At 39.0% G+C, this 26,163-nt stretch carries 25 protein-coding genes; 12 read left to right on the top strand and 13 right to left on the bottom strand.

The genetic code is table 11. The features are described from left to right. Window positions 1-99: 99 nt before the first annotated feature. The 7 genes from D0T56_RS05960 to argR form a co-directional block, all read right to left on the bottom strand. Window positions 100-831 carry a GH25 family lysozyme gene (locus D0T56_RS05960; protein ID WP_163319229.1) on the bottom strand — a complete coding sequence of 244 codons (732 nt, stop codon included), beginning with the start codon at window positions 829-831 and terminating at the stop codon, window positions 100-102. Next, window positions 828-1,949: an aspartate aminotransferase family protein gene (locus D0T56_RS05955; RefSeq protein WP_163319228.1), complete on the bottom strand. Its 1,122-nt coding sequence runs from the start codon at window positions 1,947-1,949 to the stop codon at window positions 828-830. The genes D0T56_RS05960 and D0T56_RS05955 overlap by 4 nt, the downstream gene beginning before the upstream one ends. 11 nt (window positions 1,950-1,960) lie before the next feature. Continuing rightward, on the bottom strand, window positions 1,961-2,584 hold the full coding sequence (locus D0T56_RS05950; protein WP_163319227.1) for an acyltransferase: 624 nt from the start codon (window positions 2,582-2,584) through the stop codon (window positions 1,961-1,963). A 14-nt stretch (window positions 2,585-2,598) separates the two neighbouring features. Beyond that, a complete protein-coding gene (gene argC, locus D0T56_RS05945; RefSeq protein WP_163319226.1) occupies window positions 2,599-3,567 on the bottom strand; it encodes an N-acetyl-gamma-glutamyl-phosphate reductase in 969 nt (322 codons plus the stop codon). A 122-nt stretch (window positions 3,568-3,689) separates the two neighbouring features. Next, entirely contained in the window at window positions 3,690-4,889 is a 1,200-nt protein-coding gene (gene argG, locus D0T56_RS05940; protein WP_163319225.1) for an argininosuccinate synthase, read from the bottom strand. Further along, on the bottom strand, window positions 4,886-5,524 hold the full coding sequence (locus D0T56_RS05935; protein ID WP_163319224.1) for a GNAT family N-acetyltransferase: 639 nt from the start codon (window positions 5,522-5,524) through the stop codon (window positions 4,886-4,888). Before D0T56_RS05935 ends, argG begins: the two co-directional genes overlap by 4 nt. Continuing rightward, window positions 5,521-5,982, bottom strand: coding sequence for an arginine repressor (argR, locus tag D0T56_RS05930; protein ID WP_185153842.1), 462 nt, complete (start codon window positions 5,980-5,982; stop codon window positions 5,521-5,523). The genes D0T56_RS05935 and argR overlap by 4 nt, the downstream gene beginning before the upstream one ends. Window positions 5,983-6,278: 296 nt before the next feature. On the opposite strand from argR, the gene D0T56_RS05925 reads away from it, so the two are divergent. The 3 genes from D0T56_RS05925 (at window position 6,279) to D0T56_RS05915 (ending at window position 8,241) form a co-directional block, all read left to right on the top strand. Further along, window positions 6,279-7,172: a DUF3943 domain-containing protein gene (locus D0T56_RS05925; RefSeq protein ID WP_163319223.1), complete on the top strand. Its 894-nt coding sequence runs from the start codon at window positions 6,279-6,281 to the stop codon at window positions 7,170-7,172. Window positions 7,173-7,272: 100 nt separating this feature from the next. Next, window positions 7,273-7,452 (top strand): hypothetical protein, encoded by a 180-nt coding sequence (locus D0T56_RS05920; RefSeq protein WP_163319222.1) that lies wholly within the window; start codon window positions 7,273-7,275, stop codon window positions 7,450-7,452. 24 nt (window positions 7,453-7,476) lie between these two features. Further along, window positions 7,477-8,241 carry a hypothetical protein gene (locus D0T56_RS05915; protein WP_163319221.1) on the top strand — a complete coding sequence of 255 codons (765 nt, stop codon included), beginning with the start codon at window positions 7,477-7,479 and terminating at the stop codon, window positions 8,239-8,241. Window positions 8,242-8,315: 74 nt separating this feature from the next. On the opposite strand, the gene D0T56_RS05910 is transcribed toward D0T56_RS05915, so the two are convergent. From D0T56_RS05910 to D0T56_RS05900, 3 genes are all read right to left on the bottom strand, one after another. Then, window positions 8,316-8,894, bottom strand: a complete 579-nt coding sequence (locus D0T56_RS05910; protein WP_163319220.1) for a peptidylprolyl isomerase — start codon at window positions 8,892-8,894, stop codon at window positions 8,316-8,318. Window positions 8,895-9,024: 130 nt separating this feature from the next. Continuing rightward, window positions 9,025-10,197: a MalY/PatB family protein gene (locus D0T56_RS05905; protein ID WP_163319219.1), complete on the bottom strand. Its 1,173-nt coding sequence runs from the start codon at window positions 10,195-10,197 to the stop codon at window positions 9,025-9,027. 82 nt (window positions 10,198-10,279) lie between these two features. Then, window positions 10,280-11,038 (bottom strand): RNA methyltransferase, encoded by a 759-nt coding sequence (locus D0T56_RS05900; protein WP_163319218.1) that lies wholly within the window; start codon window positions 11,036-11,038, stop codon window positions 10,280-10,282. Window positions 11,039-11,157: 119 nt separating this feature from the next. Here D0T56_RS05900 and D0T56_RS05895 point away from each other — a divergent pair, with 119 nt between their 5' ends. Together D0T56_RS05895 and D0T56_RS05890 are read left to right on the top strand one after the other, a co-directional pair. Further along, entirely contained in the window at window positions 11,158-13,542 is a 2,385-nt protein-coding gene (locus D0T56_RS05895) for a BamA/TamA family outer membrane protein (RefSeq protein ID WP_370458790.1), read from the top strand. A 47-nt stretch (window positions 13,543-13,589) separates the two neighbouring features. Then, entirely contained in the window at window positions 13,590-14,858 is a 1,269-nt protein-coding gene (locus D0T56_RS05890) for a replication-associated recombination protein A (protein ID WP_163319217.1), read from the top strand. A gap of 22 nt (window positions 14,859-14,880) precedes the next feature. Here D0T56_RS05890 and der read toward each other — a convergent pair whose 3' ends face one another. From der to D0T56_RS05875, 3 genes are all read right to left on the bottom strand, one after another. Then, a complete protein-coding gene (der, locus tag D0T56_RS05885) occupies window positions 14,881-16,194 on the bottom strand; it encodes a ribosome biogenesis GTPase Der (protein WP_163319216.1) in 1,314 nt (437 codons plus the stop codon). A gap of 130 nt (window positions 16,195-16,324) precedes the next feature. Next, window positions 16,325-17,227 (bottom strand): DUF4835 family protein, encoded by a 903-nt coding sequence (locus D0T56_RS05880; RefSeq protein WP_255491065.1) that lies wholly within the window; start codon window positions 17,225-17,227, stop codon window positions 16,325-16,327. A 2-nt stretch (window positions 17,228-17,229) separates the two neighbouring features. Next, window positions 17,230-19,137: an OmpA family protein gene (locus D0T56_RS05875; protein WP_163319215.1), complete on the bottom strand. Its 1,908-nt coding sequence runs from the start codon at window positions 19,135-19,137 to the stop codon at window positions 17,230-17,232. Window positions 19,138-19,551: 414 nt separating this feature from the next. Here D0T56_RS05875 and D0T56_RS05870 point away from each other — a divergent pair, with 414 nt between their 5' ends. From D0T56_RS05870 to proC, 7 genes are all read left to right on the top strand, one after another. Beyond that, entirely contained in the window at window positions 19,552-19,947 is a 396-nt protein-coding gene (locus D0T56_RS05870) for a hypothetical protein (RefSeq protein ID WP_163319214.1), read from the top strand. 35 nt (window positions 19,948-19,982) lie between these two features. Continuing rightward, entirely contained in the window at window positions 19,983-21,212 is a 1,230-nt protein-coding gene (locus D0T56_RS05865; RefSeq protein WP_370458789.1) for an HD domain-containing protein, read from the top strand. 98 nt (window positions 21,213-21,310) lie between these two features. Further along, on the top strand, window positions 21,311-21,991 hold the full coding sequence (locus tag D0T56_RS05860) for a DedA family protein (protein ID WP_163319213.1): 681 nt from the start codon (window positions 21,311-21,313) through the stop codon (window positions 21,989-21,991). Window positions 21,992-22,060: 69 nt separating this feature from the next. Next, a complete protein-coding gene (locus tag D0T56_RS05855) occupies window positions 22,061-22,642 on the top strand; it encodes a hypothetical protein (protein ID WP_163319212.1) in 582 nt (193 codons plus the stop codon). 8 nt (window positions 22,643-22,650) lie between these two features. Further along, a complete protein-coding gene (locus tag D0T56_RS05850) occupies window positions 22,651-23,514 on the top strand; it encodes a hypothetical protein (protein WP_163319211.1) in 864 nt (287 codons plus the stop codon). A 14-nt stretch (window positions 23,515-23,528) separates the two neighbouring features. Next, entirely contained in the window at window positions 23,529-24,206 is a 678-nt protein-coding gene (locus D0T56_RS05845) for a hypothetical protein (protein WP_163319210.1), read from the top strand. Between the two features lie 45 nt (window positions 24,207-24,251). Next, the gene (proC, locus tag D0T56_RS05840) at window positions 24,252-25,037 is read left to right on the top strand and encodes a pyrroline-5-carboxylate reductase (RefSeq protein ID WP_163319209.1); all 786 of its coding nucleotides are present in this window, start codon (window positions 24,252-24,254) and stop codon (window positions 25,035-25,037) included. Window positions 25,038-26,163: the final 1,126 nt, after the last annotated feature.

The raw sequence follows: 26,163 nt of genomic DNA, 5'->3' as shown, positions 1-26,163 counted from the left end.
TTGTTTTGCAAAAATAAGAAGATTTTAATTTTAACAGTCTTCTATTTCCTTTTTTTAAGGAATAAAAAACAGTAGTAAATTTACTACTGTTATATTATTCTAATTATCAATGAGTTCTCGAAAATCTTTTTTTGTCCCGACAAAAACATTTATATCTACAAATGTTTCTATTCCTTTGAGCCTTCCTCTGTTAGCATATTGCCAGAACATCCAAGGCCGATCATTGACCAATCGGGGTTCCCGATAAATATCCCGTATCCATATCGGGTTGTCTAACAAATTGGTAACCAGATAATCGTTATAAAAGTCCTCAGTTGCGTATATTACTACTTTTTTCTCGTAATAATCTTCCACAATTTGTATATATTCCGAAATCTCGTCTATCAAATTTTCCAGATGATTATCTCTTTTGCAATTGCCACTATATTCAAGATCAATTGCGGGAGGCATATCAGACCTGTCTTTTGGTACGGTTTTAATAAAATTTTCGGCCTGCTCTTTTCCCGGCTTGCAAAAAGTAAAGAAATGATAAGCACCCACAGGAATATTCTGCTTTTTGGCTTCCCTGTAATTTCTTTCGAACAACGTATCCACATGTGTGACGCCTTCCGTTGCTTTCATGAAGACAAACTGCGTATACTTTTTGTCAAGTTTTTGCCAGTCTATAATCCCCTGATGATGAGATATATCCAATCCATGAATGGGATACTTGGCAAATGACGGATAATTCAGTCGTAAATATCCTCCATAAAAGGCAAATAATCCGCCAAAAATGACAATAAATATTGAAAAAATGCCTAAAAGTGTATATTTTATATACTTTTTTCTCACAATACTTTCTTGAATTTCTCAAGGAATACATCAGCCTGCTCTATTGTCAAGCACAATGGAGGTAGAAGCCTGAAAACGTGTGTTCCGGTGGAACCGGTAAAAATTTTCTCCTCGAAAAGAAGTTTGCTTCTCTTTTCTTTGATTGGCTCGTCCAGTTCGATACCAATCATTAGTCCTCTGCCCCGAACATCTTTGATATTAGGAAGTTTTTTTAGTTCTGTCATAAGATACTCCCCAACCTTTTGGGCATTATCTACAAGATTTTCGTTTTTCATGATATCAAGAACTGCAATAGCAGCAGAACAAGCCAAGTGATTGCCACCGAAGGTAGTTCCTAATTGCCCGTACACAGCCTTAAAAATCGGGCTGATCAATGCAGCCGACATAGGAAATCCATTGCCGATACCCTTAGCCACAGTTATAATATCGGCTTTTATATCTGCGTATTGATGGGCGAAGAATTTTCCACTACGTCCATACCCCGATTGAATTTCGTCAAGAATCAGTATTGTGCCCGTTTCGGTACATAACTGACGAAGCTGTTTCATGAAACCGTCATCAGGTATTTGTATTCCTCCCACACCTTGTATTCCTTCGATAATTACAGAGGAGAAATCCCCTTTCTGCAACTCGCTTCTTACCGCTTCAATATCGTTGAACGGAACAAAAACAACCTCCAAACCATCGTTAACAGGAGCCTGATAACTAGGCGAATCGGTCACCTTAACAGCAGCAGATGTGCGTCCGTGAAAAGCCTTTTTGAATGATAATACTTTCTTGCGCCCATTGTGAAATGATGCGAGTTTCAAGGCATTTTCATTAGCTTCAGCACCAGAGTTCACCAGAAATAGCGAATAATCGTCATATCCGCATTGCTCGCCAAGTTTCTGAGCCAGTTCTGCTTGTAATTTATTTACAATCGAATTTGAGTAAAATGCCAGTCTATTCAATTGACCTGTAACTTTCTCCACATAGTAGGGATGTGTGTGCCCTACCGAGATAACGGCATGACCACCATAAAGGTCAAGATACTCATTTCCCTTGTCGTCATAAACATAGCAACCTTTTCCTTCAACAATATTTATATCGAATAATGGATATACATCAAATAGTTTCATTTCAATTTTATTTAATAAGTGTATTCTTGGGGCAAGTTCTTAATTATTTTGGCAGGATTGCCGGCAACTACCGTAAAATCAGGTACATCTTTCGTCACCACGCTGTTTGCTCCAACCACAGCACCCCGGCCAATGGTAACGCCTTTCATTATGATGCAATTCATGCCAATCCAGGCATCGGAACATACCCGTATAGGTTTCGATTCAACTGTATCCCAATTTTTACTATAATTGGGATTTTTATGGTCAAGAACATCTTTTAACATGTTCTGATGATCTTCCCGTCTATTTTTATAATCCAGCGAATGAGAATTATTATCAGATATCAGGCATCCCCAACTTATAAGAACATGATCTTCTATTATTATTTCTTTTCGGGATATGAATGTTGAATGACCAATGATACAGCTATCCCCAATGGATATATATCCCTTATCCGACTCAAAAACTAAATTACAATCAAGAATTGAATCTTTGCCAAAATTCATATATTTCCGGCCTTCCACCGGATTATCCAACCTTGCATTGAATCCATACCTTAGTATCGACCCCTCATTTTCTATATATTTCAGATACTCAGGTGGTTCTTCTTTTGGTTTTATTCCAAATATTTTATTAAAGATTCGTTTTATCATGATATTTTCAGCTTTTAAAATCCCACAGCTTTCAACCTCAGTCCTTCCAATTCATCCAATCCAAAGATAAGATTCATGTTTTGTACAGCCTGTCCCGAAGCACCTTTCAGTAAATTATCAATACATGACAAAATTAGCAATTTATCTCCGTGTTTCTCCAAATGGATTATACATTTATTGGTATTCACCACTTGTTTCAAATCGGGATTTTTATCTGTTACAATAGTAAACGGATGCCCGTCGTAAAAATCCTCGTAAAGTTTTTTTACATCATCTATCGAACCGCTATAATTCAGGTATGAGGTAACGAATATTCCCCGTGTAAAATTACCACGCACAGGAATAAAGTTTATGCTATGGTCGAAACCATTTTGAAGTTGAACCAGAGATTGACGAATCTCGGCTAAATGCTGGTGTGTGAACGCTTTATATACTGAAATATTATTCTCGCGCCAGCTAAAATGAGAGGTAGCCGATGGTTTCACTCCTGCACCCGTAGAACCTGTAATCGCATTAACGTGTACTTCCGAATTAATCAATCCTGCTTTAGCTAATGGCAACAATCCCAATTGAATAGCTGTTGCGAAACAACCGGGGTTGGCTATGCGGTTCGCTTTCTGAATTTGTGCTTTATTTAGTTCGGGTAAACCATATACAAACTCGTGGTCCGGCGATTTTTGACGGTAATCTGTGGACAGGTCAATAATTTTCAAATGACCGGGAACTTCGTTAGCCTCCAAAAACTTTTTTGTATCGCCATGAGCTGTACAGAAAAACAGCACGTCAATCTGATCGTATGGCAACTGATCTGTAAAGATCATTTCCGTATCACCCAATAATCCTTCGTGAACATCGGTCAGTTTATTACCTGCATTGCTTGTGCTATTCACAAATACCAATTCCACCCGAGAGTGATTTATCAGTATGCGTATCAATTCTCCTGCCGTATATCCGGCTCCACCTATAATTCCTGCTTTTATCATATCTTGTTTGAATTAAAACACAGAGTCGAAAGAGAATAAAAGAGTTTAAATTGAATGTCTTTTAATTCTATCTCTCAATGATTTTCTATTCTGTGTTACTCTGTGTTGGAAAATTGAAATAATTATTTTCCGTTTTTCTTTTGCACACTATGGAAAATCTTGTTCGTCATCGAATAGATTTTAGTGAATCCTTTAGCATCGTCCGAAGTCCAAGCCTTGTTCACTTCACCATATTCACCAAAGTCGGCTTTCATCAGGTCGAAATCGCTTTCTACACCCACCAACACGTAATGATAAGGCATCAATTTCACAATAACCCTGCCTGTTACATTATCTTGAGAATTTTCGAGGAAAGCCTCAATATCACGCATCACAGGCTCTAAGTACTGCGCTTCGTGAAGGAACATGCCATACCAGTTGCCCAGTTGGTCTTTCCAGTATTGTTGCCATTTGGTAAGAGTATGTTTTTCCAACATTTTGTGAGCATTGATTATCACGACGGGAGCAGCAGCCTCAAAGCCTACACGCCCTTTTATACCTATTATGGTGTCGCCGATGTGCATATCCCTGCCTATGGCAAAAGCTGAAGTTATTTCTTCAATCTTGTTTATAGCCGCAACCTTATCTATGTATTTTGCGCCATTCACGGCAACAATCTCTCCTTTTTCAAAATCAATAGTAAGAGTTTCAGGCTCCGTTTTTTTCAATTGAGACGGATATGCTTCTTCCGGTAATGTTTGATCCGATTTCAGCGTTTCTTTTCCTCCGATGCTAGTTCCCCACAATCCTTTATTGATAGAATACTCCATCTTTGCGAAATCGGCTTCGTAGCCATGTTCTTTCAGATAATTGATCTCATATTCACGAGTCAGAATCATATCACGTGTAGGGGTTATGATCTCTATTTCGGGTGCAAGAACATCAAATGTCAGATCGAAACGAACCTGATCGTTTCCTGCGCCGGTACTTCCATGAGCCACTGCATCCGCACCTATCTCTTTAGCATAATTGATAATCGCCATCGCCTGAAAAATACGCTCCGAGCTAACCGATATGGGATATGTGCCGTTACGCATCACATTCCCGAAAATCATATATTTTATGCTCTTCTCGTAATATTCTTGTGTAACATCCAAGGTGACATGCTTCACTGCGCCTAGTTTATACGCTTTTTCTTCTATCACTTTCAACTCTTCGGGAGAAAAACCTCCGGTATTGGCAATCGCCGTATAAACATCATACCCTTTGTCTTTCGACAGATACATGGCACAAAAAGAAGTATCCAATCCTCCGCTGAATGCCAAAACAACTTTCTTTTTCATTGAGTTTTATCTTTTAGTTTTTTCATTAAATCTATTATTTCCAGTCTGTCCTCGTGTTTACGGGGATCATAGAGCATTGCCGTGCAGATGCAATATTTTCTGTCGGTCCGTGTCAGTATGTCATAATTTATACATCCCTGACACCCACGCCAGAATGCTTCATCATCGGTTAGTTGAGCAAACGTTACAGGGTAATATCCTAACTTGGTATTGATCTTCATCACCGCTGCACCGGATGTCAAACCGAATATTTTTGCATCGGGAAACATTGTCCGGCTCAAGGCAAAAGCAGTTTGTTTAATGCGCAAAGCCAAGCCATGTCCTCTATATTTGTCGTCAACTATAAGTCCTGAGTTAGCCACGAACTGTTTGTTCCCCCACGTTTCGATATAACAAAAACCAGCAAACTGATCTCCCGCCAATGCTATAATAGCTTTGCCTTCTTTCATTTTTTGCTCTATATATTCGGGGCTTCTTTTGGCTATACCCGTGCCTCGCACTTTTGCAGCAGCTTCTATTGTGTCCAATATAGTTTGCACATAAGAAACGTGGCTTTCGTTAGCCACTTCTACCGTAATTTCGTCTTGTTTGTTTTCCATTTCAGTTATTGATGAATAACTTTTAACTTCTATCATTGTATAGTTGGTATAATATCCGACAGTGATTCTAATATTTTCTCTCTACTTATATTTTCACGGGGAATGATTAGTATTGTATCATCTCCGGCAACAGTACCCAAAATTGTTGAAGTAGCTCTGGCGTCAATATCGCCAGCTATACCCATTGCATAACCTGGACGGGTCTTTATTACAGCTAAAGAACCCGAAAATTCGATACTTATAAATCCAAATGAAGATAAATTACGCGATCTCTCCGAATCGTCATTTATTGACTGGTGAGGTAATTGATATGCATATTCTCCCGATGATGTAGGAATTTTAGCTATTTTCAGTTCTTTTATATCACGCGACAATGTTGCCTGAGTTACATTAAACCCCTTTTCAATCAACATATTAAGGAGTATATCCTGACTGTTTATTGGGAGATTTGCTATTATCTCTTTTATTGCCCTATGTCTTAATGTTTTACCCATTGTTTGTATAAATATACATATAGAGTGCAAAAATATACATTTTATTTGATATTTGTTATTTTCTCACGTTTATTTTTTTATTAATAAAGCCAATCTTTTTCATCTACTGATTCGTATTAATATGGTCATCTTAACTTCATTAAGAGAATAAAAAAAGTTACTTACGATCTGTGAATTGTTAAATTCATGAATAATATTAGTATAAATTTCAGAAAAAACATCTATTCAAAAACTATTTATTTGAATATCCATTAAATTTATAAAGACTGATATTTTGAATTTTAATGATTGCCGTAATGAAAAATGATAATGTCATAACTAAGCAGGTAAGTAGATACTTTTTTATCTTATTATCTCTTTTGTATGTTCCCAATATTGAAGCTCAGAATGAATTGGAAGGAAAAAACGAACCGGATACTGTCTCGACCTCTAATTTGCAGGCAACATACCGGAACAAAATTGATACTATTTCCACAAAAAGCCTTTACAAGGCAGATTTTAAACAATACCCTCATAAGGTCAATATTTATGATATGCCCTATTCTCTTACAGCCAACTATCCCAATTACAAAAGATTAGCCTTAAACACAGGGGTATTGTATGGGGCAGGCGTCGTAACACTCGGTGTACTGGAACTATTGCCCGAAGACGCTACCAGCTGGAACAGAAAAGAAATCAGGCAGGTTAATCCTTTCCGCAGATGGGTCAGAAATGTGAAGAAAGGGCCTGTTTGGGATAAAGATAATTTTGTTTTCAATTATGTTCTTCATCCTTATGGCGGAGCTGCATATTATATGGGAGCCAGAAGCCAGGGGTTTAACCTTTTCTATTCGTTTCTTTACTCGGCCGGCATATCCACCTTGTTTTGGGAATATGGTATCGAAGCATTTATGGAAGTGCCTTCCATACAAGACTTAATTATAACCCCTATAACAGGAACTCTCATCGGAGAAGGCTTCTATCTGCTGAAACGCCATATCGTAGACAATGAATACAGATTGTGCGGGTCTCGTTTTTTGGGGTGTATGACCGCATATATAGTGGATCCGGTGAACGAAGTAATTGGAATATTCGCAGGAAACCCAAACAAGAAAAACCTTAGTTCCTCTTCTTCTTTGTCATGCACTCCATGGTTTAATAAAAATGAATACGGAGCAAATTGGGGATTTATGGTAAACCTATCTTTTTAGGGTTTCATAAAAAAGAGAGGCATAAATGATAGGAATTACTGGTTTATTTCCTGATTTTTTGTTATTTTGCAGATGAAATTAATCTTAAATTGTATAGGTCATGAATAATATAATTTTAATACTGCTTATTGTAGACCTCATTGTAGCCATAGGGTTAACAGTATTTTATTATAAGATATCATCTCAAGAGTTAAAGGCTACATCTTCTCTTGTGATGAAAATGATAGTTACTACTGGAATCATCGGATTGGGGTTGGGTACACTCTATTACTTGTATTAACGCATTGATCTGAATAAAAAAATTATGCTCAAAAAACTACTTTTCACAATACTTTACTCGTTATTCACAGTCGCACTTTTTGCCCAATCTGCACAGACAATCCATGTGAAAGTGGCTTTGTGCGATAACCTGAATCAGGGAATAGTGAAAGTTCCCTCTAAAATTGGGAATGGGCAAGATCCCGCCAACAATCTTTATTGGGGATGCGGTTATGGAATCCGCACCTATTTTAAACAAAAACCGGCATGGAAAGAAGTGAAAAGATACAAGGCCGACGGAATGATTCTTGAACGTATCGTATTCAAACACAAAACAAAACCGTACTATCTTGTGGCTGATGCTTATGACGGAAAATATATTAAGGGCTGCACTATCGATTTTCTGAATGCTTGTGCCGGAATCAGAAAAGATACGCTGATGATAAACAATGAAGTTGTGAATATTGAGGGAAATTCTAAACTTATAGCCTACATAGGTCACAACGGATTGATGGATTTCAAATTGACCGACAACTTTGAAAATAAGGATGGTAAACAACGTGATGCTATAATTTTGGCGTGTGCCAGCAGGCAATATTTCAGGCCGGTATTGAAATCGACGGGAGCAAATCCTCTGCTTTGGACAACAAACCTGATGTGCCCCGAAGCGTATACGTTATATGATGCAATCAATTCATATCTGAACGGAAACACACCGGAGACAGTCAGGACTAGTGCAGCATCCGCTTACTCAAAATACCAGAAATGTAGCTTAAAAGCTGCCAAAGGATTGTTAGTGACAGGTTGGTGAAAAGGTGAAAAAAGAAAAAATCCTGCCATGAATCAAATCAAGACAGGATTTCCGTATATTTTTCCAATAGCTTGTTAGTGACAGCCACAGCTTCCTGAGCTGCAACCTCCGGCTTCGGATTTTTCTTCGTCTCCGCAATCGCCACAGCCACAACCGCATCCACCCTGAGGTGCAAACAATGCAGCAATTTCTTCGGCAGAAGCGTCCCTTACTCCAATCACTTTTCCTGTGAAGTGAAGGTTTTCCCCTGCTAACGGATGGTTAAAATCCATAGTGATAACATCTTCTTTCACAGCCACAACCGCACCATTGAGTCTGTTGCCACCTGCGTCCATCATAGGAACAATATTTCCTTCGAAGACAACTTTTTCGTCCAATTGTCCGTCCACTTCAAATATATTGCGGGGCAGGTCAACCACATGGTCGTCGTCATATTCTCCGTACGATTCGTCAGGAGAGAGCACGAAATCGAATGTGTCGCCTTCCGACAGTCCGTCCAATTGTTTTTCAAATGATTCGAGCATCGAATTTGTTCCGAAAATAAATTCTAGCGGGTGCTCCGGTGTTGCTCTTTCCATCAACTCTTGTTGTTCTCCTTCTCCAACATTCAGGTCGTATGTCAAAGAGACATATTTATTTGTTGAAATCTTCATTTTTTTTTGTTATTTGTTTAATTTATAAGTGATTATTATCCTCGACGAAAGTTATTCATCAAATTTTATGAGTGTACTTCAATTATCGTACCAAAAATACGATATAAAACAATCAGTACAAAAATTTGATTTATTTATTAACAGCTTTAAACAGATTGTCCATAGCTCTTTCGATAACTGAACGAGGCGTTCCAATATTCATTCTCATAAATCCTTCTCCCTCTTTTCCAAACATTGAACCGTCGTTCAACGCCAATTTGGCATCATTTACAAATAAAGAAACCAAATCTTCTTGCGAAAGGTTCAATGCCTTGCAATCGAGCCATATAAGAAACGATGCTTCGGGTATGATCGCTTTTATCTGAGGTATGTTTTTCTTTAAATAGTCGTCTACATAACAGATATTTTGCCACAAATATTCTTTCGCTTCTTTCAACCACTCTTCGCCGGTTTCATAAGCAACCTGAGCTGCCAGATAAGCAAACAAATCGCCATGATTCAGTTCACTTTTTGTCAGATAGGCATGAAATTTCTCCCTCAAATCTTTATTCGGAATTACCGAAAAAGAACTGACAATCCCTGCAATATTGAATGTTTTGCTCGGAGCCATCAGCGTAATGCTATTCATTGCTGCTTTTTCCGATACACTGGCAAATGGAATATGCTTGTGATTTTGGAGTGCCAGATCGGCATGAATTTCGTCAGATATGACAAGAATATTGTTGTCGTAACAAATTTCGGCAATGTCGGAGAGTTCCTGTTTTGTCCAGACACGCCCTCCGGGATTGTGCGGATTACACAAAATCAGGACTTTACAATCGGGCGAAATAACTTGTTTCAGGTTTTCAAGATCCATACGATATTGCCCTGCTTCAAGTTTCAGAGGGTTATCCACAACTTCCCTCCTGTGCAATTCGGGTATTATGCGGAAAGGATGATAAACCGGAGGCTGTATCACAACCTTATCTTCTTTGCTGGTAAAACAATCCAGAACAAATGCTATTCCTTTCACAATTCCCGGAATGAAGCTGATCCAATCCTTTTCTATTGTCCAATTGTGCTGATTTTTAGTCCAATTTATGATAGCATTATAATATTCATCACCCTCGAAAGTGTATCCGAAAAGTCCATGCTTTGCCCTTTCTATAATAGCCTGAGTAACAGTAGGTGGCGATGCAAAATCCATATCCGCAACCCACATGGGGATGAGGTCGTCCCTGCCAAATCGTTCTTTCAATGCGTCCGTTTTTATCGCATTGGTGCCCTTACGATCTATAATCTCGTTAAAATTGAAGGAATTCATAACAAAATATTATTTTAAGTCTGTTTTTTGCCCCCAAAGATATAAATATTATAACAATTTGTAAGATTGCCGACAAATTCTTTTAAAACAATTTTCTCCTGAATTCGGCGCAAATAATAGCGGTGGCAACAGAAACATTTAAGGATTCGGAAGTTATGCGGTTTGCCGGATAATTGGGAATAAATAATTTTTCGGTAATATGTTTTTCCATCACAGGGCTTATCCCGTTGCCCTCGTTTCCCATAACTATGATGCCATTTGATGTCAGCTTCTTCTGATACATATTTTCGCCATCCAGAAAGGTTCCATAAACAGGAATGTCTTGCTTCGATTTCAAAAATTCTTCCAAATCGACATAATGCACCTTAACTCTAGCAATTGCACCCATTGTAGCCTGAACGGTTTTAGGATTGTAAATATCGGCCGAGTTTCGTGAACAAAAAATATTTTCGATTCCATACCAATCGGCTATACGGACAATAGTGCCCAGATTTCCGGGATCTTGAACCTCGTCGAGAGCTAGCGACAATCGATCATCTATATACAGGTTTTCGACATCATACTCCGGTTGATAAAAAACAGCCAGTGCATTTTGCGGATTTTTCACAAAACTAATGCGTTTCAGTTCACTAGCATCAACTTCTACAGTTTCTTCAACTTCGATGTTTCTTTTTTGAGAAAGGATAAACGACTGGGTTGCCACCAAAATCTGACACTTCATACAACCCAGAAGTTCGGACACCATCTTATCTCCCTCGGCAACAAAGGTTTTATGTTCTTTTCTGCCTTTTTTTTCTTTTAGCGACTGAATGTATTTAAGCTTATTTTTTGATAAAGCCATCGGACAAAAACGTAAGTGTTGTTAAAATCTTATTTCTTTTGAAACAAAACTACAAAAAAGAAACAATTAAATTTTTACTTTTGTAACTCAAAAACAGTAAAATATCAATCTGTTCATCTGTGGGAGAATTTTTCGGAAGGTATATCTATCTATTTATCATAATGTTTTGCGTCATTTGCATCACATCGTGCAAATCTACGAAGTTTGTACCCGATGGAGAATATATCCTGGCCTCCGTTACTATAAAAAGCGACACCAAAGACGCTACTCCTACCGATCTGAAACCTTTTGTGGCTCAAAAGGCAAATTACAAAACATTCGAATTGTTCAAGTTTCCTCTCTTTGTCTACAATTTATCGGGAAAAGACAGCACAAAATGGATTAATAAGATTTTGAGAAGCGGAGGCGAGCCTCCTGTTATTTTCGATAGAGAAATGGTAACGAAGACTGAAAACGAGTTTAAACAGATTCTTGCAAACAAAGGATACTTGTCGGCAGAGGTTAAATCGGAAGTCAGGCTGCTCTCCAACAAAAAGAAAGCAAGGGTTACGTATGAAATAATAGCAGGCGAACCGCATACAATAAACAACTATTCGGTGTTAATTCCCGATTCTGTTTTTCCCGAAAATGTATACTCCGGCACTGCTCTCTCAATTCCGAATAGAAGGCGGAATGTAAACGAAAACATGTCGTTCGACGATTTTTTGTTATCGAATACACTCGTAAAACCTCAATCTTTGTTAGACCTAAATGTTCTGGACGAAGAAAGAGGGCGCATCTCAAGTGTTTTCCGCAACTCGGGATTCTATTCGTTCAATAAAGATTACGTTGGTTTCATTGCCGACACAACCCAGCACAGAAATGTGGGTTTGGAGTTGACCATTTATCCGTTTCGGACTCGTATATCCAACAACGAACAACAAGACAGCCCGCATCAGCAATACACAATCAGAAATGTATATATATACGTGGATTATAACCCTTTAGAGGTTGGTAGCGTGAGTGAGTATGTCTCAACAAGCGAGGTGAAAAAGAACGGCTATACCATCGTTTACGGCAAAAGGAAAGAATACATAAAACCTGATGTGATTCTTAATGCCTGTTATATAATGCCCGGAAGATTGTACAGCGAAAATATGACGAATGTGACCTACGACGCAATGTCGCAATTGCGCATACTTCGCAATGTAAATATCAGTTATTCTGTAAAGGATTCTTTATATCTTGACTGTATAATTACTTGTATGCCAGACAAGAAACAAGGAATATCCATAGAGGCCGAGGGCACAAACTCGGCAGGCGACTTTGGTGTTGGCGCAGGTATCGGATACACTCACCGGAATATATTTAAAGGTTCGGAGCAGTTCAATATAAAATTGCATGGTGCATACGAAGCTATAAATGCGAGTTTTTCGAATTTCGAAGATAATTATTTTGAAATAGGCGGCGAAACATCGCTCATGTTTCCTCGCTTCATAAATCCATTCCTGACCCGAAAAATTAAGCGTCGATTGCGTGCATCGACCCAGATAACAGCCAATTTCAGTTATCAGCGCCGCCCCAATTATTTTACACGTACCATTTCGGGGGGAAGCCTGAAATATATGTGGAATCAAAGGCGTGACAATAAGATAAGACATACGCTCGATTTGCTTGATGTGAGTTATATTCACCTGCCTTATGTAGATGCTAATTTTCTGGCAGACCTTACGCCTGAAGCTCGCCTGTATAGTTTTCAAGATCAGTTTATTATGAGTGCAGGGTATTCGTATTATTACAGCAACCATAATTTTCTGAACAAAAGGCAGAATGTTATAAAAACGTTCAGGGCTTCGGTCGAAACAGCCGGCAATGTTTTGGCTCTGGCCGCCAACATAACAGATGTGAAAGAGAATGAAGACGGATCGAAGAAAGTCTTTAACACAACATTTGCGCAATACGTGAAAGCGAATATGGATTTTAGCAGTACGTATAGGCTGGATGAGAAAAACTCCATCGCATGGCGCATCGGGGGCGGCATCGCATATCCTTATGGGAACAGTAAGCTGATTCCGATACAAAAACGCTTTTTCTCAGGTGGAGCCAATAGTGTGAGAGGCTGGGGGATAAGAGAACTTGGGCCGGGTGCTTATTATAACGAAAATGATAATTTCTACTTCCACTCGGGTGATATACGTTTCGACGCCAATATTGAATATCGAAGTAAAGCATTCTGGATAGTAGAATTCGCAGCCTTTCTTGATGCCGGAAACATCTGGACGGTAAAAGAATATGAAGGACAAGAAAAGGGCAATTTCAAATTCGACAGCTTTTATAAAGAAATAGCCGCTTCGTGGGGATTGGGTATCCGTTTCGATTTCGATTTTGTGCTTGTCCGTCTCGATTGCGGATGGAAACTTCACGATCCCGCAGACAAACCCGGAAATAACCATTGGCCTGTACTTGAACCTCTTAGATTCAAGAAAAACACGGCATGGCACATTGCTATTGGATATCCTTTCTAAATTTATTATATTTACATTACAGAATAATATAATACGATAAAGTTTACATGAGCCAACCTTTAGCAGAACGTCTACGCCCCAAAAATTTGGATGAATATATCGGGCAAAAGCATCTTGTAGGACAAGGTGCCATTTTGCGCAAAATGATAGAGGCCGGTAATGTTGCCTCTTTTCTGTTGTGGGGGCCTCCGGGCGTTGGGAAAACTACTCTTGCACAGATTATAGCCAACACTCTGGAAACTCGTTTCTATACGCTAAGTGCCATAAATTCGGGAGTGAAAGATGTTCGTGAGGTGATTGACACAGCCAAAAAGAACAATTTTTTCAATACTTCACGCCCTATCTTATTCATCGACGAAATTCATCGCTTCAGCAAATCGCAACAAGATTCATTGTTGGGTGCTGTTGAAACAGGTATTATCACCCTGATAGGCGCAACAACCGAAAACCCATCTTTTGAGGTCATTCGCCCACTTTTGTCGAGATGTCAGGTATATGTTCTAAAATCGTTGGATAAAGAAGATTTACTCAAGCTACTCAACAGGGCTATCACTCAAGATATTATACTGAAAGATAAAAATATAAAGGTTGAAGAATCGGACGCCTTGCTGCGTTTTTCGGGAGGAGACGCTCGTAAATTACTCAACATTCTGGATCTTATTGTGTCAGCCGATACCGGTGAGACTATCGTTATCAACGATAAGATAGTAACGGAACGTTTGCAGGAAAATCCCGCAGCTTATGATAAGGGCGGAGAAATGCACTACGACATTATCTCGGCATTTATAAAATCAATCAGGGGAAGCGATCCCGATGCGGCCGTATATTGGTTGGCACGAATGGTTGCAGGGGGTGAAGACCCTAAATTTATAGCTCGAAGGCTTGTTATATCGGCTGCCGAAGACATAGGTTTGGCAAACCCGAATGCTCTGCTGTTGGCTAATGCCTGTTTCGACGCATTGCAAAAGATAGGCTGGCCCGAAGGGCGTATCATTTTAGCCGAAACAACTGTCTATCTGGCTACTTCTCCGAAAAGTAATTCGGCATATTTGTCTATTGATAAGGCTATTGCTTTAGTGGAAAAGACAGGAAACCTGCCTGTTCCGTTGCATTTGCGCAATGCCCCTACCAAGTTGATGAAGGAATTGGATTACGGCAAAGACTACAAGTACGCTCACGATTACGAGAACAACTTTGTAGAACAAGATTTCATGCCTGCGGAGGTAAAGAAAAGCCGTTTCTGGGAACCACAAAACAATCCGGCCGAAAACAAGATTCTGGATCACCTCAAAAAACTTTGGAAAAACAGGTATTAAAAGGAACAGACCTTTCTTATTCCTATTTTTCCCTGATAAATATATTGATAGGCGTTCCGGTCAACTTCCAGTTTTCCCTGATTCTGTTTTCCAAAAACCGTTTATAAGGTTCCTTTATCCACTGAGGAAGATTGCAGAAGAAGACAAACGACGGCACTTGCGTATTGGGCAACTGCGTGATGTATTTTATCTTTATATACTTTCCTTTGTTTGCAGGTGGTGGTGTATGCTCTATAATCGGCAACATCACGCTATTTAATTGATGGGTCGGGATTTTCGTTTTCCTTATTTTATACACTTCTTTTGCCTCTTCCAATACTTTGAGTATCCGTTGTTTGGTAAGAGCTGAAGCAAATATGATAGGGAAATCGGTGAAAGGAGCCAATCGGTTACGGATGGCGTTTTCAAAAGTTTTGATGACTATCTGTTCCTTGTTTTCCACCAAATCCCATTTGTTGACGCAAACCACTAATCCCTTCTTATTCTTTTGTATTAAAGAAAATATATTCAAATCCTGACTTTCAATACCTTGTGTTGCATCAATCATCAAGATACACACATCTGAGTTTTCAATCGCTTTTATGGAACGGATAACCGAATAATATTCAAGGTCTTCCGTCACTTTTCCTTTCTTCCTGATTCCTGCGGTATCCACCAAATAGAAATCGAGGTTGAACTTATTGAAACGTGTATATATCGAATCGCGAGTTGTGCCGGCAATGTTAGTCACAATGTTGCGTTCTTCACCTATTAAAGCATTTACGAGAGACGATTTGCCCGCATTAGGTCTTCCAACGATGGCAATACGAGGTATTTCTTCAAGAACTTCCTCTTCTGCTTTTTTGGTAAACTTAGTCAATATCAAATCGAGTAAATCTCCTGTACCCGAACCGTTTATGGCAGATATATTTATCGGATCGCCCAAACCTAGCTGATAGAATTCGGCCGATTGGAGGTGTAAGTTAAAATTGTCGGCTTTGTTTGAAACAATAATCACCGGTTTTTTTGAACGACGCAAGATATTTGCCACACTCAAGTCTAAGTCTGTTAAACCGTTCATCACATCCAACACGAACAAAATGACGTCGGCCTCCTCAATAGCAACAGCAACCTGTTTGTTTATTTCTTCCTCGAAAATATCTTCCGAGTTAACTACCCATCCTCCTGTATCTACTATTGAAAACTCTTGTCCTCCCCATTCTGTTGTTCCGTATTGCCTGTCGCGAGTTGTTCCGGCGGTTTCGTCCACTATTGCCTGACGGCTTTCTGTCAATCTATTGAACAGTGTAGATTTACCTACGTTTGGACGACCTACTATTGCAACTAAATTTCCCATATTGTTTACCTTTTCTCTGAAAAAAATGTATTTCAGGCTGCGAAGTTACACATTTTATTGCTTATTTTAATAACAGGAGAGTTAGAAACTGTTTCAAATTTAGTTAATCAAACAGTTTTGTTCTTTTTTATTATTTCTTCAATTGGCTGATTATACTACCTTTGGTCGGATAAATTTTTGTAAATATTTCTTCGGCTGTTTTTCTGTCTTCCGAAGTGGCTTTAACTAAAGCCGATACAATTTCCGACAATTTGGCGTCTCCATACAGCATGAGCAAAACCGACGACGGGCGAGCCTGATAGATAGCATCCAGATCAGTTAACGTTTCAAACAATTGTATCCGTCCTCTATTCACATTTGCCGCCATTTCGTCCAATCCCTTGCGGTGATAGTTGTACCACATCGGATGAAACGCACGCGAACTTTCTTCTGTCAGAGCCAAAGCCAAGGCATACCTGTTTTTTTCGCTGGCAAATGCTTTCCACCCATCCGTGTTCAACGATTGGGCGGCATTGGCAATGTTCATGGCTTGTTCAAAATACGGACGGCCTGCATTCAGAGCGAATGAATCGAAATCTAACCCAATGATAATATAAGCATAAAATGAAATAACGCCCATAAGGTTGCTAGTTACCATATTCTCGTTATATTCAAGAGGTTCACCTTGATTGTATTCAAATTTAAACTCCGTATCTCTGAAATTGAACAGCGAGGTAGAATACGATGAGTTGAAAACGGGACGCCGGGATGTTATCAATATTTCTGCCTCAAATTCAGAATTATTAGCAACTGAATTGATTGTTATGGTAAAATTACATTCAATACGTTCCTTTTGTTCGAAAGAAGCATTAGTCCACCTGTTTTCGTTCAACATCTGCATCATTGATGATTGCAATGTAGTGAAAACGTTGGCACTAACTCCTTGTATTTTGTCACTGTTGATTGTAACTTTTGCATTCAGTTCCTGAGCGGAAATTGCTGAAAAGCCACAACATAACAACATCAACAAAAAGTATATCTTTTTCAGGCTCATCGTCATTCCATATTATAGTTTATACTCAGCACCTTAAATTCCGTTCGACGGTTCAGCTGATCTGTTATCTCTTGCTGTTCGGGAGGAAGTGCCTCTATAAATTCGGGTGTAAGCACATCTCCTTCCTTCAAGAAATCGTATACCTTCACAATGTTTTTGGTTACCTCAACCGGTTGACTTTCCCCATAACCGGCAACTTCAAGCCTGTCGGATTCGATGCCGTGGGCAATGAGATAATCGACTACCGACTGCGCCCTACGTTGCGACAGCTTATTGTTATAGTCGTCCGATCCTTTGCGGTCGGTATGCGCCGATAACTCAATGGTTATGTGCGGATTAATATTAAGTATTCCGATCAGTGAATCTAATTCATGTTTCGATTCGTCACGCAAAGCCGCTTTATCAAAATCGTAGAAAATATTGTTCAACACTCCGGGAACAGATATAGACTGAAGTACAAAGTCTACATAATACAAAGTATCGCGTTCCACGTTGGCTGTGAACAAGTCCATCTTAGTATTCAAATATCCGTTGGCACTGGCCAAAAGCACATAGTTTGTACCCTTGTCTACCTGCAGACGGTATGTACCATCATCTTTGCTTGTAAACTTCTGGTTTATACCATCATCACCTACCACGTAAATGGATGCTCCTTGTATAAATTCATCCGCTTGGTCTACAACAAAACCTTCGAGGGTAATTTTTACGGTAGGAAACTCGAACGAATAGATATGGTCATATCCACGGGCATCGTTCCTGTTCGAGCTGAAAAATCCTTTTTCATTTTCACCGTCAAAGGTGATACCGAAATCGTCCGATTGAGAGTTTATCGGGCTTCCTATATTTTCGGGTTTCGACCATTTTTCGGTTTTGGCATCATACACCGATTTGAAAATATCCAAACCTCCCATACCGGGATGCCCGTCGGATGAGAAATACATCACGGTATCGTTTCGCATGTAAGGAAACAATTCGTCTCCGGCGGTGTTTATTTCAGGTCCAAGATTTTCAATATACTCGGTTTGCTCGTTAGTTCTCATATAGGCACGCCAGATATCTTTTCCTCCATACCCTCCGGGCATATCGGATACAAAGTAGAGAAAATCTCCTGTGGCATTTATTGCCGGGTGAGCAAAAACGGACACCGTATCTCTGCTAAGTTTCAGTTCCGTGCCTTTGCTCCACGCACCCCCCGAACGGTTAGATACGTATATGAGGGCAGATGTAGGTTTTTCCGGATCTTCGGGGCAATAAGTGTAATACATCTGGTTTCCGGTGGCAGAGAAAGAAACAGAACCTTCATCAAACTCGGTATTGACACCTTCCAGCGGTTCGGGTTTCAGCCATTCGCCTTTTTCATCTTTCCGTGCCCAGAATATATCGTTGTTTTTCAACCCTGTGATTGCGCTTTTATCATCGCCCATAGCCTGATCTCGGCTCGATGTCATGTATATGTTGTCATAATCGGGAGGAAGTAGTTTCGGACTGAATTCCGATCGGCGCGAATTGAACAAGTCCATTCCTTTTACCGTACATCTTACAGGGTTAGCCTTCATCAAAGGCGCAATTTTAGTTCCTTCCAATCCATTCTGCGCAAACTTGTTGTCGGGAAAAATCTCCAAAAATTTGGTATATTCTTTTGCAGCCTGAGCATAGTTTCCGTTTTTGTGAAGTATTCGGGCATATTGCAACGATACGAGGCTGTCGTTGTTCAAATACCGTGCAGCATTTGTGTATGCGGCGTTTGCTCGGGCAGTGTTATTAATCAGCCTGTAACATTCGCCCATCTTAAAAGCGGCTTCGCCCCTCAAGTCTTTATCCTTAGGCTTGGCTTTCCGGTATACTTTCTGATACATAGACGCCGCTTCAAAGTATTCACCCTGAGAAAACTTGAAATCGGCTTCACTCATCTTCACCGTTTTACACGAAAACAGGAGTATGACTGAAGAAAAGAATATCAGTATATTATGTAGAATATTTTTATTTCTCAAACTAAATTGTATGTTTTAAACTTCCAATAGAGATTCCCCCTCGCATTGCTCAGGACAACAAGCCTGTAATTAAATTTAAATCGTTATAAACCTATTTTCGTCACAAAGTTATGAAACTATAACGGATAATTTATTTATTTAGTATTCAAAAATAGTTGATTAAAACTAAAGTCGTATCAAAAATCTTTTAACAATATACGGCTTTATTCTCAGGAAAAGAGTATTTTTGTAACAATTATACGCAAAACCGAACTTAGACTTCTGATTATGAAAAGACTGTGTTTTTTTCTTGTGCTCACTTTCTCTGTGCTGGTTTCTTCCTGTATACAAAATATGGAAGAATACAGCAATCAGCTTGAACAAAAAGTAGACAAAGCCGTAACTATAATTAATGTATACGACCAGTCGGTGAAAAATGCCCTGATGACAAGCAACATGTCGGATATAGAACGGCTGTCGGCAGACACACATCAGGCAACCAATCAGATAGTGGAGCAAATAAATTCGATGCAAACACCTCCTAAAGGTGAAGAGTTGAAAAAAGCGGCAATAGAATACATTGTTGCATTGCAGAAATTTGCGAAATCACAAGAACTTTATTCTCAATACAATGACACCATATCTGCAGAACAGGCAGAAGACTTGGACAGTAAGGTGAGCAATGTATACGACGAAGTTCAGCATAAGTTCGATTTATACGCAAAACAACAAGCATCTCTGTTGAAGTAATTATTTCAGACGAAAACAACTCTAAATAATCCAACGTGCCTGATATTAAACGAAAGATTATCAATGATCCGGTGTTCGGGTTCATTACCATTCCGAACGATTTTCTGTACAATATAATAAAGCACCCTTTTTTGCAACGGCTCAACCGTATACGGCAAATGGGGTTGGCGGCTTTCGTATATCCCGGGGCGCAACATACACGGCTTCATCATTCCATCGGGGCCATGTATCTTATGAATGAGGCGTTAACAAGCCTCAAAGCAAAGGGGCACGAAATAACCAAAGACGAATACAACGGAGCTTTGGCATGTATTCTGCTTCACGACAGCGGACACGGACCATTCTCCCACGCATTGGAAAACATATTGGTAAGGGATATTCGCCACGAAGACATATCACTGCTGATGATGAGGCAGTTGAACGAAGAACTGAACGGGGCTTTAGATACCTGTATTTCTATTTTCAGGAACACGCATAAGAAAAAATTCCTGCACCAACTGGTCAGCGGGCAATTGGATGTGGACAGGTTGGACTACCTGCGTCGCGATAGTTTCTATTCGGGAGTTACGGAAGGCAATATAGGCTCGGACAGGATAATAAAAATGCTTGATATACGTGACGACAAGCTGGTTGTGGAATCGAAAGGGATATATTCGGTCGAAAACTTCCTGCTCTCGCGTCGTTTGATGTATTGGCAGGTATATCTTCACAAGACAGCCGTGGCTGCCGAAAAGATGATAATAAAGACTTTGCTGAGAGCCAAAGAATTGGTGTCTCAAAAGCGTGAACTTTTCGCCTCGCCTGCTTTTATGTATTTTCTGGAAAATGAGATCAGTCTCGACGATTTTCACAAAAAAGGCAACAAGGCTTTGGAACACTTTGTTAATCTGGACGATAATGATATTTGGTGTTCGCTCAAGGTATGGTCTAACCATGACGATAAGGTACTATCCTTGCTAAGTAAATCTATTGTAGAGAGAAACTTATTCAAGATAGAAGTGTCGGCAACCCCGAAAACCGACGAAGAGATACAAATTCAGTTGAACAAGTATATTGATAAATACGGAATCCCGGAACACGAAGCCAGATATTTGATTTCTTACGACGTTATTTCGTCAAACATGTATAATCAGGCGGACGACAGCATCGACATCTTATACAACGACGGGACAATAAAGAATATATCGGAAGCATCGGACATGCTCAACATTGAACTTCTCTCGAAGAAAGTGGAGAAGTATTACTTTTCCTTCTACCGCATTTAACAAATAGGAATTACTATTTTTTAATTTTATTAGTGGCAGAAATTTATCTACCTTTGTCGTCAATTTTTATAATATCTCAAGATCAAATTTAGAAAACAATGGATTTTTTACATACAGCTTGGAACTTCATACACGAATTGTTGTTCAACACGCAAGATGCCCTTAATTATCTGGTAAACAGATACGACACTTGGGTTTATGCAATTCTGTTCCTCATCATTTTTTGTGAAACGGGTTTGGTGGTAACACCCTTTCTTCCGGGAGATTCGCTTCTTTTTCTGGCCGGTACGATAACTGCCATGCCGGGCAATCATCTTCATATATATTGGCTTTTGATCATACTAATGATAGCCGCTATAATTGGCGATGCCATGAATTATACCATCGGGCGTTATTTTGGAGAAAAACTGTTCAGCAATCCTAATTCGAAAATATTTAAGCAGGAATATCTTGAAAAAACACACCATTTTTACGAAAAACATGGTGGAAAAACAATCATTATTGCGCGTTTTGTTCCCATTGTCCGCACTTTTGCGCCGTTTGTTGCCGGAATGAGTAAAATGACGTACAAACACTTCTTTTCGTTCAATGTAATCGGAGGCATTGCATGGGTTGCTATCTTCTGCCTGTTGGGATATTTTGTGGGTACAATGCCAATTGTGCAAAACAACCTGAAAGTGGTTGTAGTACTGATCATTGTATTATCAATTATGCCCGGTATTTATGAAGTGGCAAAAGCAAAATTGAAATCGAAAAAGGAGGCAGGAAGCCAATCATAAACATTCTTTTCTTTAAAATATCGATTCGGTATAGCCTTTCGCTATGCCGTTTTTTTTATCTTTATGCGGATGAAAAAAGAATTTTACATACTCTTAAGTTTTGTTGCTATCTACGTTTGTTCGTGTGTTTCTGCTCCTAAAGATTTTACATATAAATATTCAGGTTCCGATACCGGATTGGGTTCTCTGATTGATATAAACGGATACTATATCACTCAACATGAGGTTGATACTGCACTGCTGTCTATATTTATGTTCTATCCCGATGGATTATTCACCATAGCCACAACAAGTAAGATGATTCCCGAATTGATCGACTGTTTCGAAAATGGTGGAAAATCGGCAATATGCAAATATCCGCTCTGGGGCACTTATCGGGTGAAGGAAGATACAATAATTACACAAACCATCCGACAAGAGGGGGTTGGTATATGTACCATCTTCAGGAATTATAAGATACTGCCTGATAAAAGTATTGTAAATATTTGCGACTATGTGATTCCCGAAAATACAAAAATCGGCAATATGGTCAATTATCCGTCATTTTATATAAATTTGCGTATGGAAAAAGCTCGTTTTTTTCCTCTTGATACAAAACGAAACAAAAAGGAATGTCCTTTTATCAATAAAAAATGGTTTAAGGGCAACTGAGGCTATACATGAAAAAAATACTCTTATACTCTTTGCTTGTTGTTGTGGTTTCGTCTTTCACCTCTTGCATGGTATCAAAAATAGACTATTACTTTGGCACATTGGATAGTGATACTCCCGGTGTGAAAAAGTTTTCATACAGAGAAGAATACGATAATGGTGTAGGGGGAACAATCGCAACATTTTCCGATGTAGTAGAAATACCCGGAAAAGATGGGAAGAGGAATGATTCTGTTTATATCGTTACCGAGTTCCTTTCTTACAGTCCGTATAAAGAAAATTATCACTCTCCGTATTTGAACGTAAAATTCAAAAATACGACAAAAATTCATATCGATTTTGCTAAAACAAGAATGTATGTGAATGGCACTCCTTACAATATATCCGGAACCAGTAGCATGGATGGAAATAAAGATATTATTGTTACTAATTATCCGGCTCATTATTACGAAGATAAAGCGTATTTTACTCTTAGCGAATTGAATCTGTCGGAGCAATACAAACAATATACTACACAGCAATACGATTCGGTAGAATATAATGAATGGAAATATCCGGTCATAACATTCAACAAAGACAATTCGCCTCTGAAGATGGAGTTTGAATTTGTCTTCAACACATCAAATTCGAAAGAAGAATACAGGTACAAAATGAATTTATATCAGACCAATCTGTTCAAGTTGAAAGACATATCCAATGAGTGGGATGGTTGGAGCAGTTTTCCTCTGAAAGATACGGCTTTCTATCAAAAAGAGATTACCCGCAAAAAAATATCGTGGAGAAAAATTGGCAAAGGGATAGGTAGTATACGATATCTACCTCTTTTGATAGTATATCCGTTCTTCATCCTGTTTGGCGGATCAACACAATAAAGGTTATAGACAAAATGAATCAAAAACACTTTTTATTCTCATTTCTTTTTATATTGATCTCCATTTTATGTAGTGCTCAAACATACGCTGAACTGAAAGAAAGCATTGTCGATAGAAAAACGGAATTGAAAAAGGCATTCAACGACAATAAGGGCAATTCGGAAAAACAAGATTCGATAATCAAGGTTGCGGAACAATACCTTTTGTGCATATCCGACTCTTATTTTAAGGCTTGGTACCAAACGCCTTGGAATTTTAACGGAACAACACAGATACCGAAGAAAGGAACAATAGCCTGTGGATATTTCATTACCACAACCCTCAGAGACATGGGGTTCAACATTCCCCGTGTTAAATGGGCGCAACAAACATCCGAATATATGATCAAGAAAATGACATCCGACATCAAACGTTTTCATAAAAGACCTATGAGTGAAGTTGTAGACTACATAAAAGCCAGAGGAGAAGGACTTTATGTTGTAGGATTGGATTGTCATGTCGGATATATCTATTATTGGAACAATAAAATGAACTTTGTCCATTCCAACTACTATCAACCACAAATAGGAGTAATGTCGGAACCTCTTGTAGGAAGAAATCCCCTCAACGACTCTAAATATAAGGTCATCGGGAGAATATTTGATAAAAAAATGATTCAAAATTGGTTTCTCGACATAGCATATTCACAATAATTTTGTTATATTTGTTTTTAGGATAATTTAAAAAAATTAAGGATCATGAAAATATCAATCATTGGCGGAGGTAATATGGGTAGCTCTATTGCCTGCGGTTTGGCTTCCGGAAGTGTTCTTAAACCTTCCGAAATAACTGTTGTAGACCAAGATCAACAAGTAGTTGAAAACATTGGCAAGCTCAATAAGGATATAAATGTCGCTATCAAGGATTATAGTTCTATTAGCAATGCCGATGTTGTCATCATTGCCGTTAAGCCCTGGTTGGTAGAAACTGTGCTGAAAGCTAATCACGATAAATTTGATTTTAGCAAACAGCTGATCATCTCGCTTGCTCCCGGCATAACCCTGATGCAGTTGCAAAGCTTAACTTCGGTTGAAGCTAAGCTTTATCGCATCATACCTAACACTGCCGTTGCCGTACGACAAAGTATGACATTCATCTGCCAGGACAATACTACTGCCGAAGAAGACAAGATTGTAAGAGGGTTCTTCGAAAAACTGGGTAAAGTAGAATTTATCAAAGAATTCATGATTCCGGCCGTAACCGCCCTAAGCTCGTGCGGAATAGCCTATGCCTTCCGATACATACGTGCATCCATGGAAGGAGGCATAGAATTGGGAATATCGGCAAATCAGTCGAAAGACATTGTATTGCAAACGCTCAGAGGGGCAATTGAACTATTGGAGGCAAACGGATCCCATCCCGAAGCCGAAATAGATAAAGTGACCACTCCGGGCGGCATTACTATCAAAGGATTGAACGAAATGGAACAAGCAGGCTTTTCTTCTGCCGTAATCAGAGGACTGAAAGCTAGCAACGTGAAATAGACAAATACCGGGAGAAACAAGAAATGGCGTCTGATGAAATTCAGATGCCATTTCTTTTGCTTTTATGTTTTTTATATATATTTTCACAATATTCTTTATGGTGTGGCTACCCGAAATTAAGGAAAAGAATAGTAATTTTGTTGTGACCATGCTAAAAGAAAATGGCATCTTCACTTATCCCGATAAATATCTTAGGCTATTAGAATAAATATAATTTAACCTGTGGTGCATTTAGATAATAATGCCAATCAGTAGTTGAGTTTGTTATAATAAAAAGGTTCTTTTTTATTCGATATTTTTCACTGCCGCGTCTCTTGCAGAGACTTGTCTTCGTTCATTTTGTCTTGACACAAAACGAACCAAAAAGTCAAGGCTTAGCTTCTCGGCGACCCGTTACAAGCTTACAGGCTAAATTGAAAAAACTCGCTTCGCTCAAACAACTTTCAATTTTACGCCTTGTTTCGCTTAACGTGTCCCCGCCTACGAAGCAGATGCCATTTCGCCTAACGGGTGTAAACGTGACATTTGGCTAATTGACGGGGTACCCACACAGCGCAGATAAGCGACTAGAACAAAAAGCTGTTTGAGCATAACCAAACCACTCTGATTTTGACAGACTTTTGGTGCGAGTTATTTTTTGTTCAGCTTATAAGCTGTAAAGTGGGTCGGCAAGAAGCCTGAGTCACAGAAAGCCTTTTTGATTCCTTTTGAGGCTTTGGTCAAAAGGGATGCAAGTAATCTTTGATTACGCGCAGCATGTTGTTGAAATTAAACTAATACTTTGTTATACACAGATTTTTCACTTCGTTCAAAATGACAAAACAGATATAAATCTTATAACAAAAGAGTTAACATCAAAGGCTCAAATCAATAAGATACAATTCGTGTAGGGTCGGGTGGGGGATATAATGCAAGATTCGTATATGGCTGATATAGCAGGCAAATTATTATTAAATACAAGAATTAACAATAATTCACACAAAATGGACGTGAAAAATTATACGAACGGTGTTTATATAGTAGACATTATATTCAATAAAATTATATATGATTAAAAATCAATGAATTTGTAATTCTAAAATTATGCAGACCGCAAGCAATAATCATGACTAAATCGTCAAAACCA

Origin of the sequence: Dysgonomonas sp. 520 (genome assembly GCF_010501095.1) — a bacterium.
Taxonomy (GTDB): domain Bacteria; phylum Bacteroidota; class Bacteroidia; order Bacteroidales; family Dysgonomonadaceae; genus QVMP01.
Note: the sequence above shows the minus strand (reverse complement) of the source record. Positions and strands in the feature narration are given on the sequence as shown.

Bases quoted from the DNA above. Each gene is read 5' to 3' on its own strand.
- D0T56_RS05955 (WP_163319228.1), bottom strand. From the start codon at position 1,949: ATGAAACTATTTGATGTATATCCATTATTCGATATAAATATTGTTGAA.
- D0T56_RS05950 (WP_163319227.1), bottom strand. From the start codon at position 2,584: ATGATAAAACGAATCTTTAATAAAATATTTGGAATAAAACCAAAAGAA.
- argC (WP_163319226.1), bottom strand. From the start codon at position 3,567: ATGATAAAAGCAGGAATTATAGGTGGAGCCGGATATACGGCAGGAGAA.
- argG (WP_163319225.1), bottom strand. From the start codon at position 4,889: ATGAAAAAGAAAGTTGTTTTGGCATTCAGCGGAGGATTGGATACTTCT.
- D0T56_RS05935 (WP_163319224.1), bottom strand. From the start codon at position 5,524: ATGATAGAAGTTAAAAGTTATTCATCAATAACTGAAATGGAAAACAAA.
- argR (WP_185153842.1), bottom strand. From the start codon at position 5,982: ATGGGTAAAACATTAAGACATAGGGCAATAAAAGAGATAATAGCAAAT.
- D0T56_RS05925 (WP_163319223.1), top strand. From the start codon at position 6,279: ATGAAAAATGATAATGTCATAACTAAGCAGGTAAGTAGATACTTTTTT.
- D0T56_RS05920 (WP_163319222.1), top strand. From the start codon at position 7,273: ATGAATAATATAATTTTAATACTGCTTATTGTAGACCTCATTGTAGCC.
- D0T56_RS05915 (WP_163319221.1), top strand. From the start codon at position 7,477: ATGCTCAAAAAACTACTTTTCACAATACTTTACTCGTTATTCACAGTC.
- D0T56_RS05910 (WP_163319220.1), bottom strand. From the start codon at position 8,894: ATGAAGATTTCAACAAATAAATATGTCTCTTTGACATACGACCTGAAT.
- D0T56_RS05905 (WP_163319219.1), bottom strand. From the start codon at position 10,197: ATGAATTCCTTCAATTTTAACGAGATTATAGATCGTAAGGGCACCAAT.
- D0T56_RS05900 (WP_163319218.1), bottom strand. From the start codon at position 11,038: ATGGCTTTATCAAAAAATAAGCTTAAATACATTCAGTCGCTAAAAGAA.
- D0T56_RS05890 (WP_163319217.1), top strand. From the start codon at position 13,590: ATGAGCCAACCTTTAGCAGAACGTCTACGCCCCAAAAATTTGGATGAA.
- der (WP_163319216.1), bottom strand. From the start codon at position 16,194: ATGGGAAATTTAGTTGCAATAGTAGGTCGTCCAAACGTAGGTAAATCT.
- D0T56_RS05880 (WP_255491065.1), bottom strand. From the start codon at position 17,227: ATGAGCCTGAAAAAGATATACTTTTTGTTGATGTTGTTATGTTGTGGC.
- D0T56_RS05875 (WP_163319215.1), bottom strand. From the start codon at position 19,137: ATGAGTGAAGCCGATTTCAAGTTTTCTCAGGGTGAATACTTTGAAGCG.
- D0T56_RS05870 (WP_163319214.1), top strand. From the start codon at position 19,552: ATGGAAGAATACAGCAATCAGCTTGAACAAAAAGTAGACAAAGCCGTA.
- D0T56_RS05860 (WP_163319213.1), top strand. From the start codon at position 21,311: ATGGATTTTTTACATACAGCTTGGAACTTCATACACGAATTGTTGTTC.
- D0T56_RS05855 (WP_163319212.1), top strand. From the start codon at position 22,061: ATGAAAAAAGAATTTTACATACTCTTAAGTTTTGTTGCTATCTACGTT.
- D0T56_RS05850 (WP_163319211.1), top strand. From the start codon at position 22,651: ATGAAAAAAATACTCTTATACTCTTTGCTTGTTGTTGTGGTTTCGTCT.
- D0T56_RS05845 (WP_163319210.1), top strand. From the start codon at position 23,529: ATGAATCAAAAACACTTTTTATTCTCATTTCTTTTTATATTGATCTCC.
- proC (WP_163319209.1), top strand. From the start codon at position 24,252: ATGAAAATATCAATCATTGGCGGAGGTAATATGGGTAGCTCTATTGCC.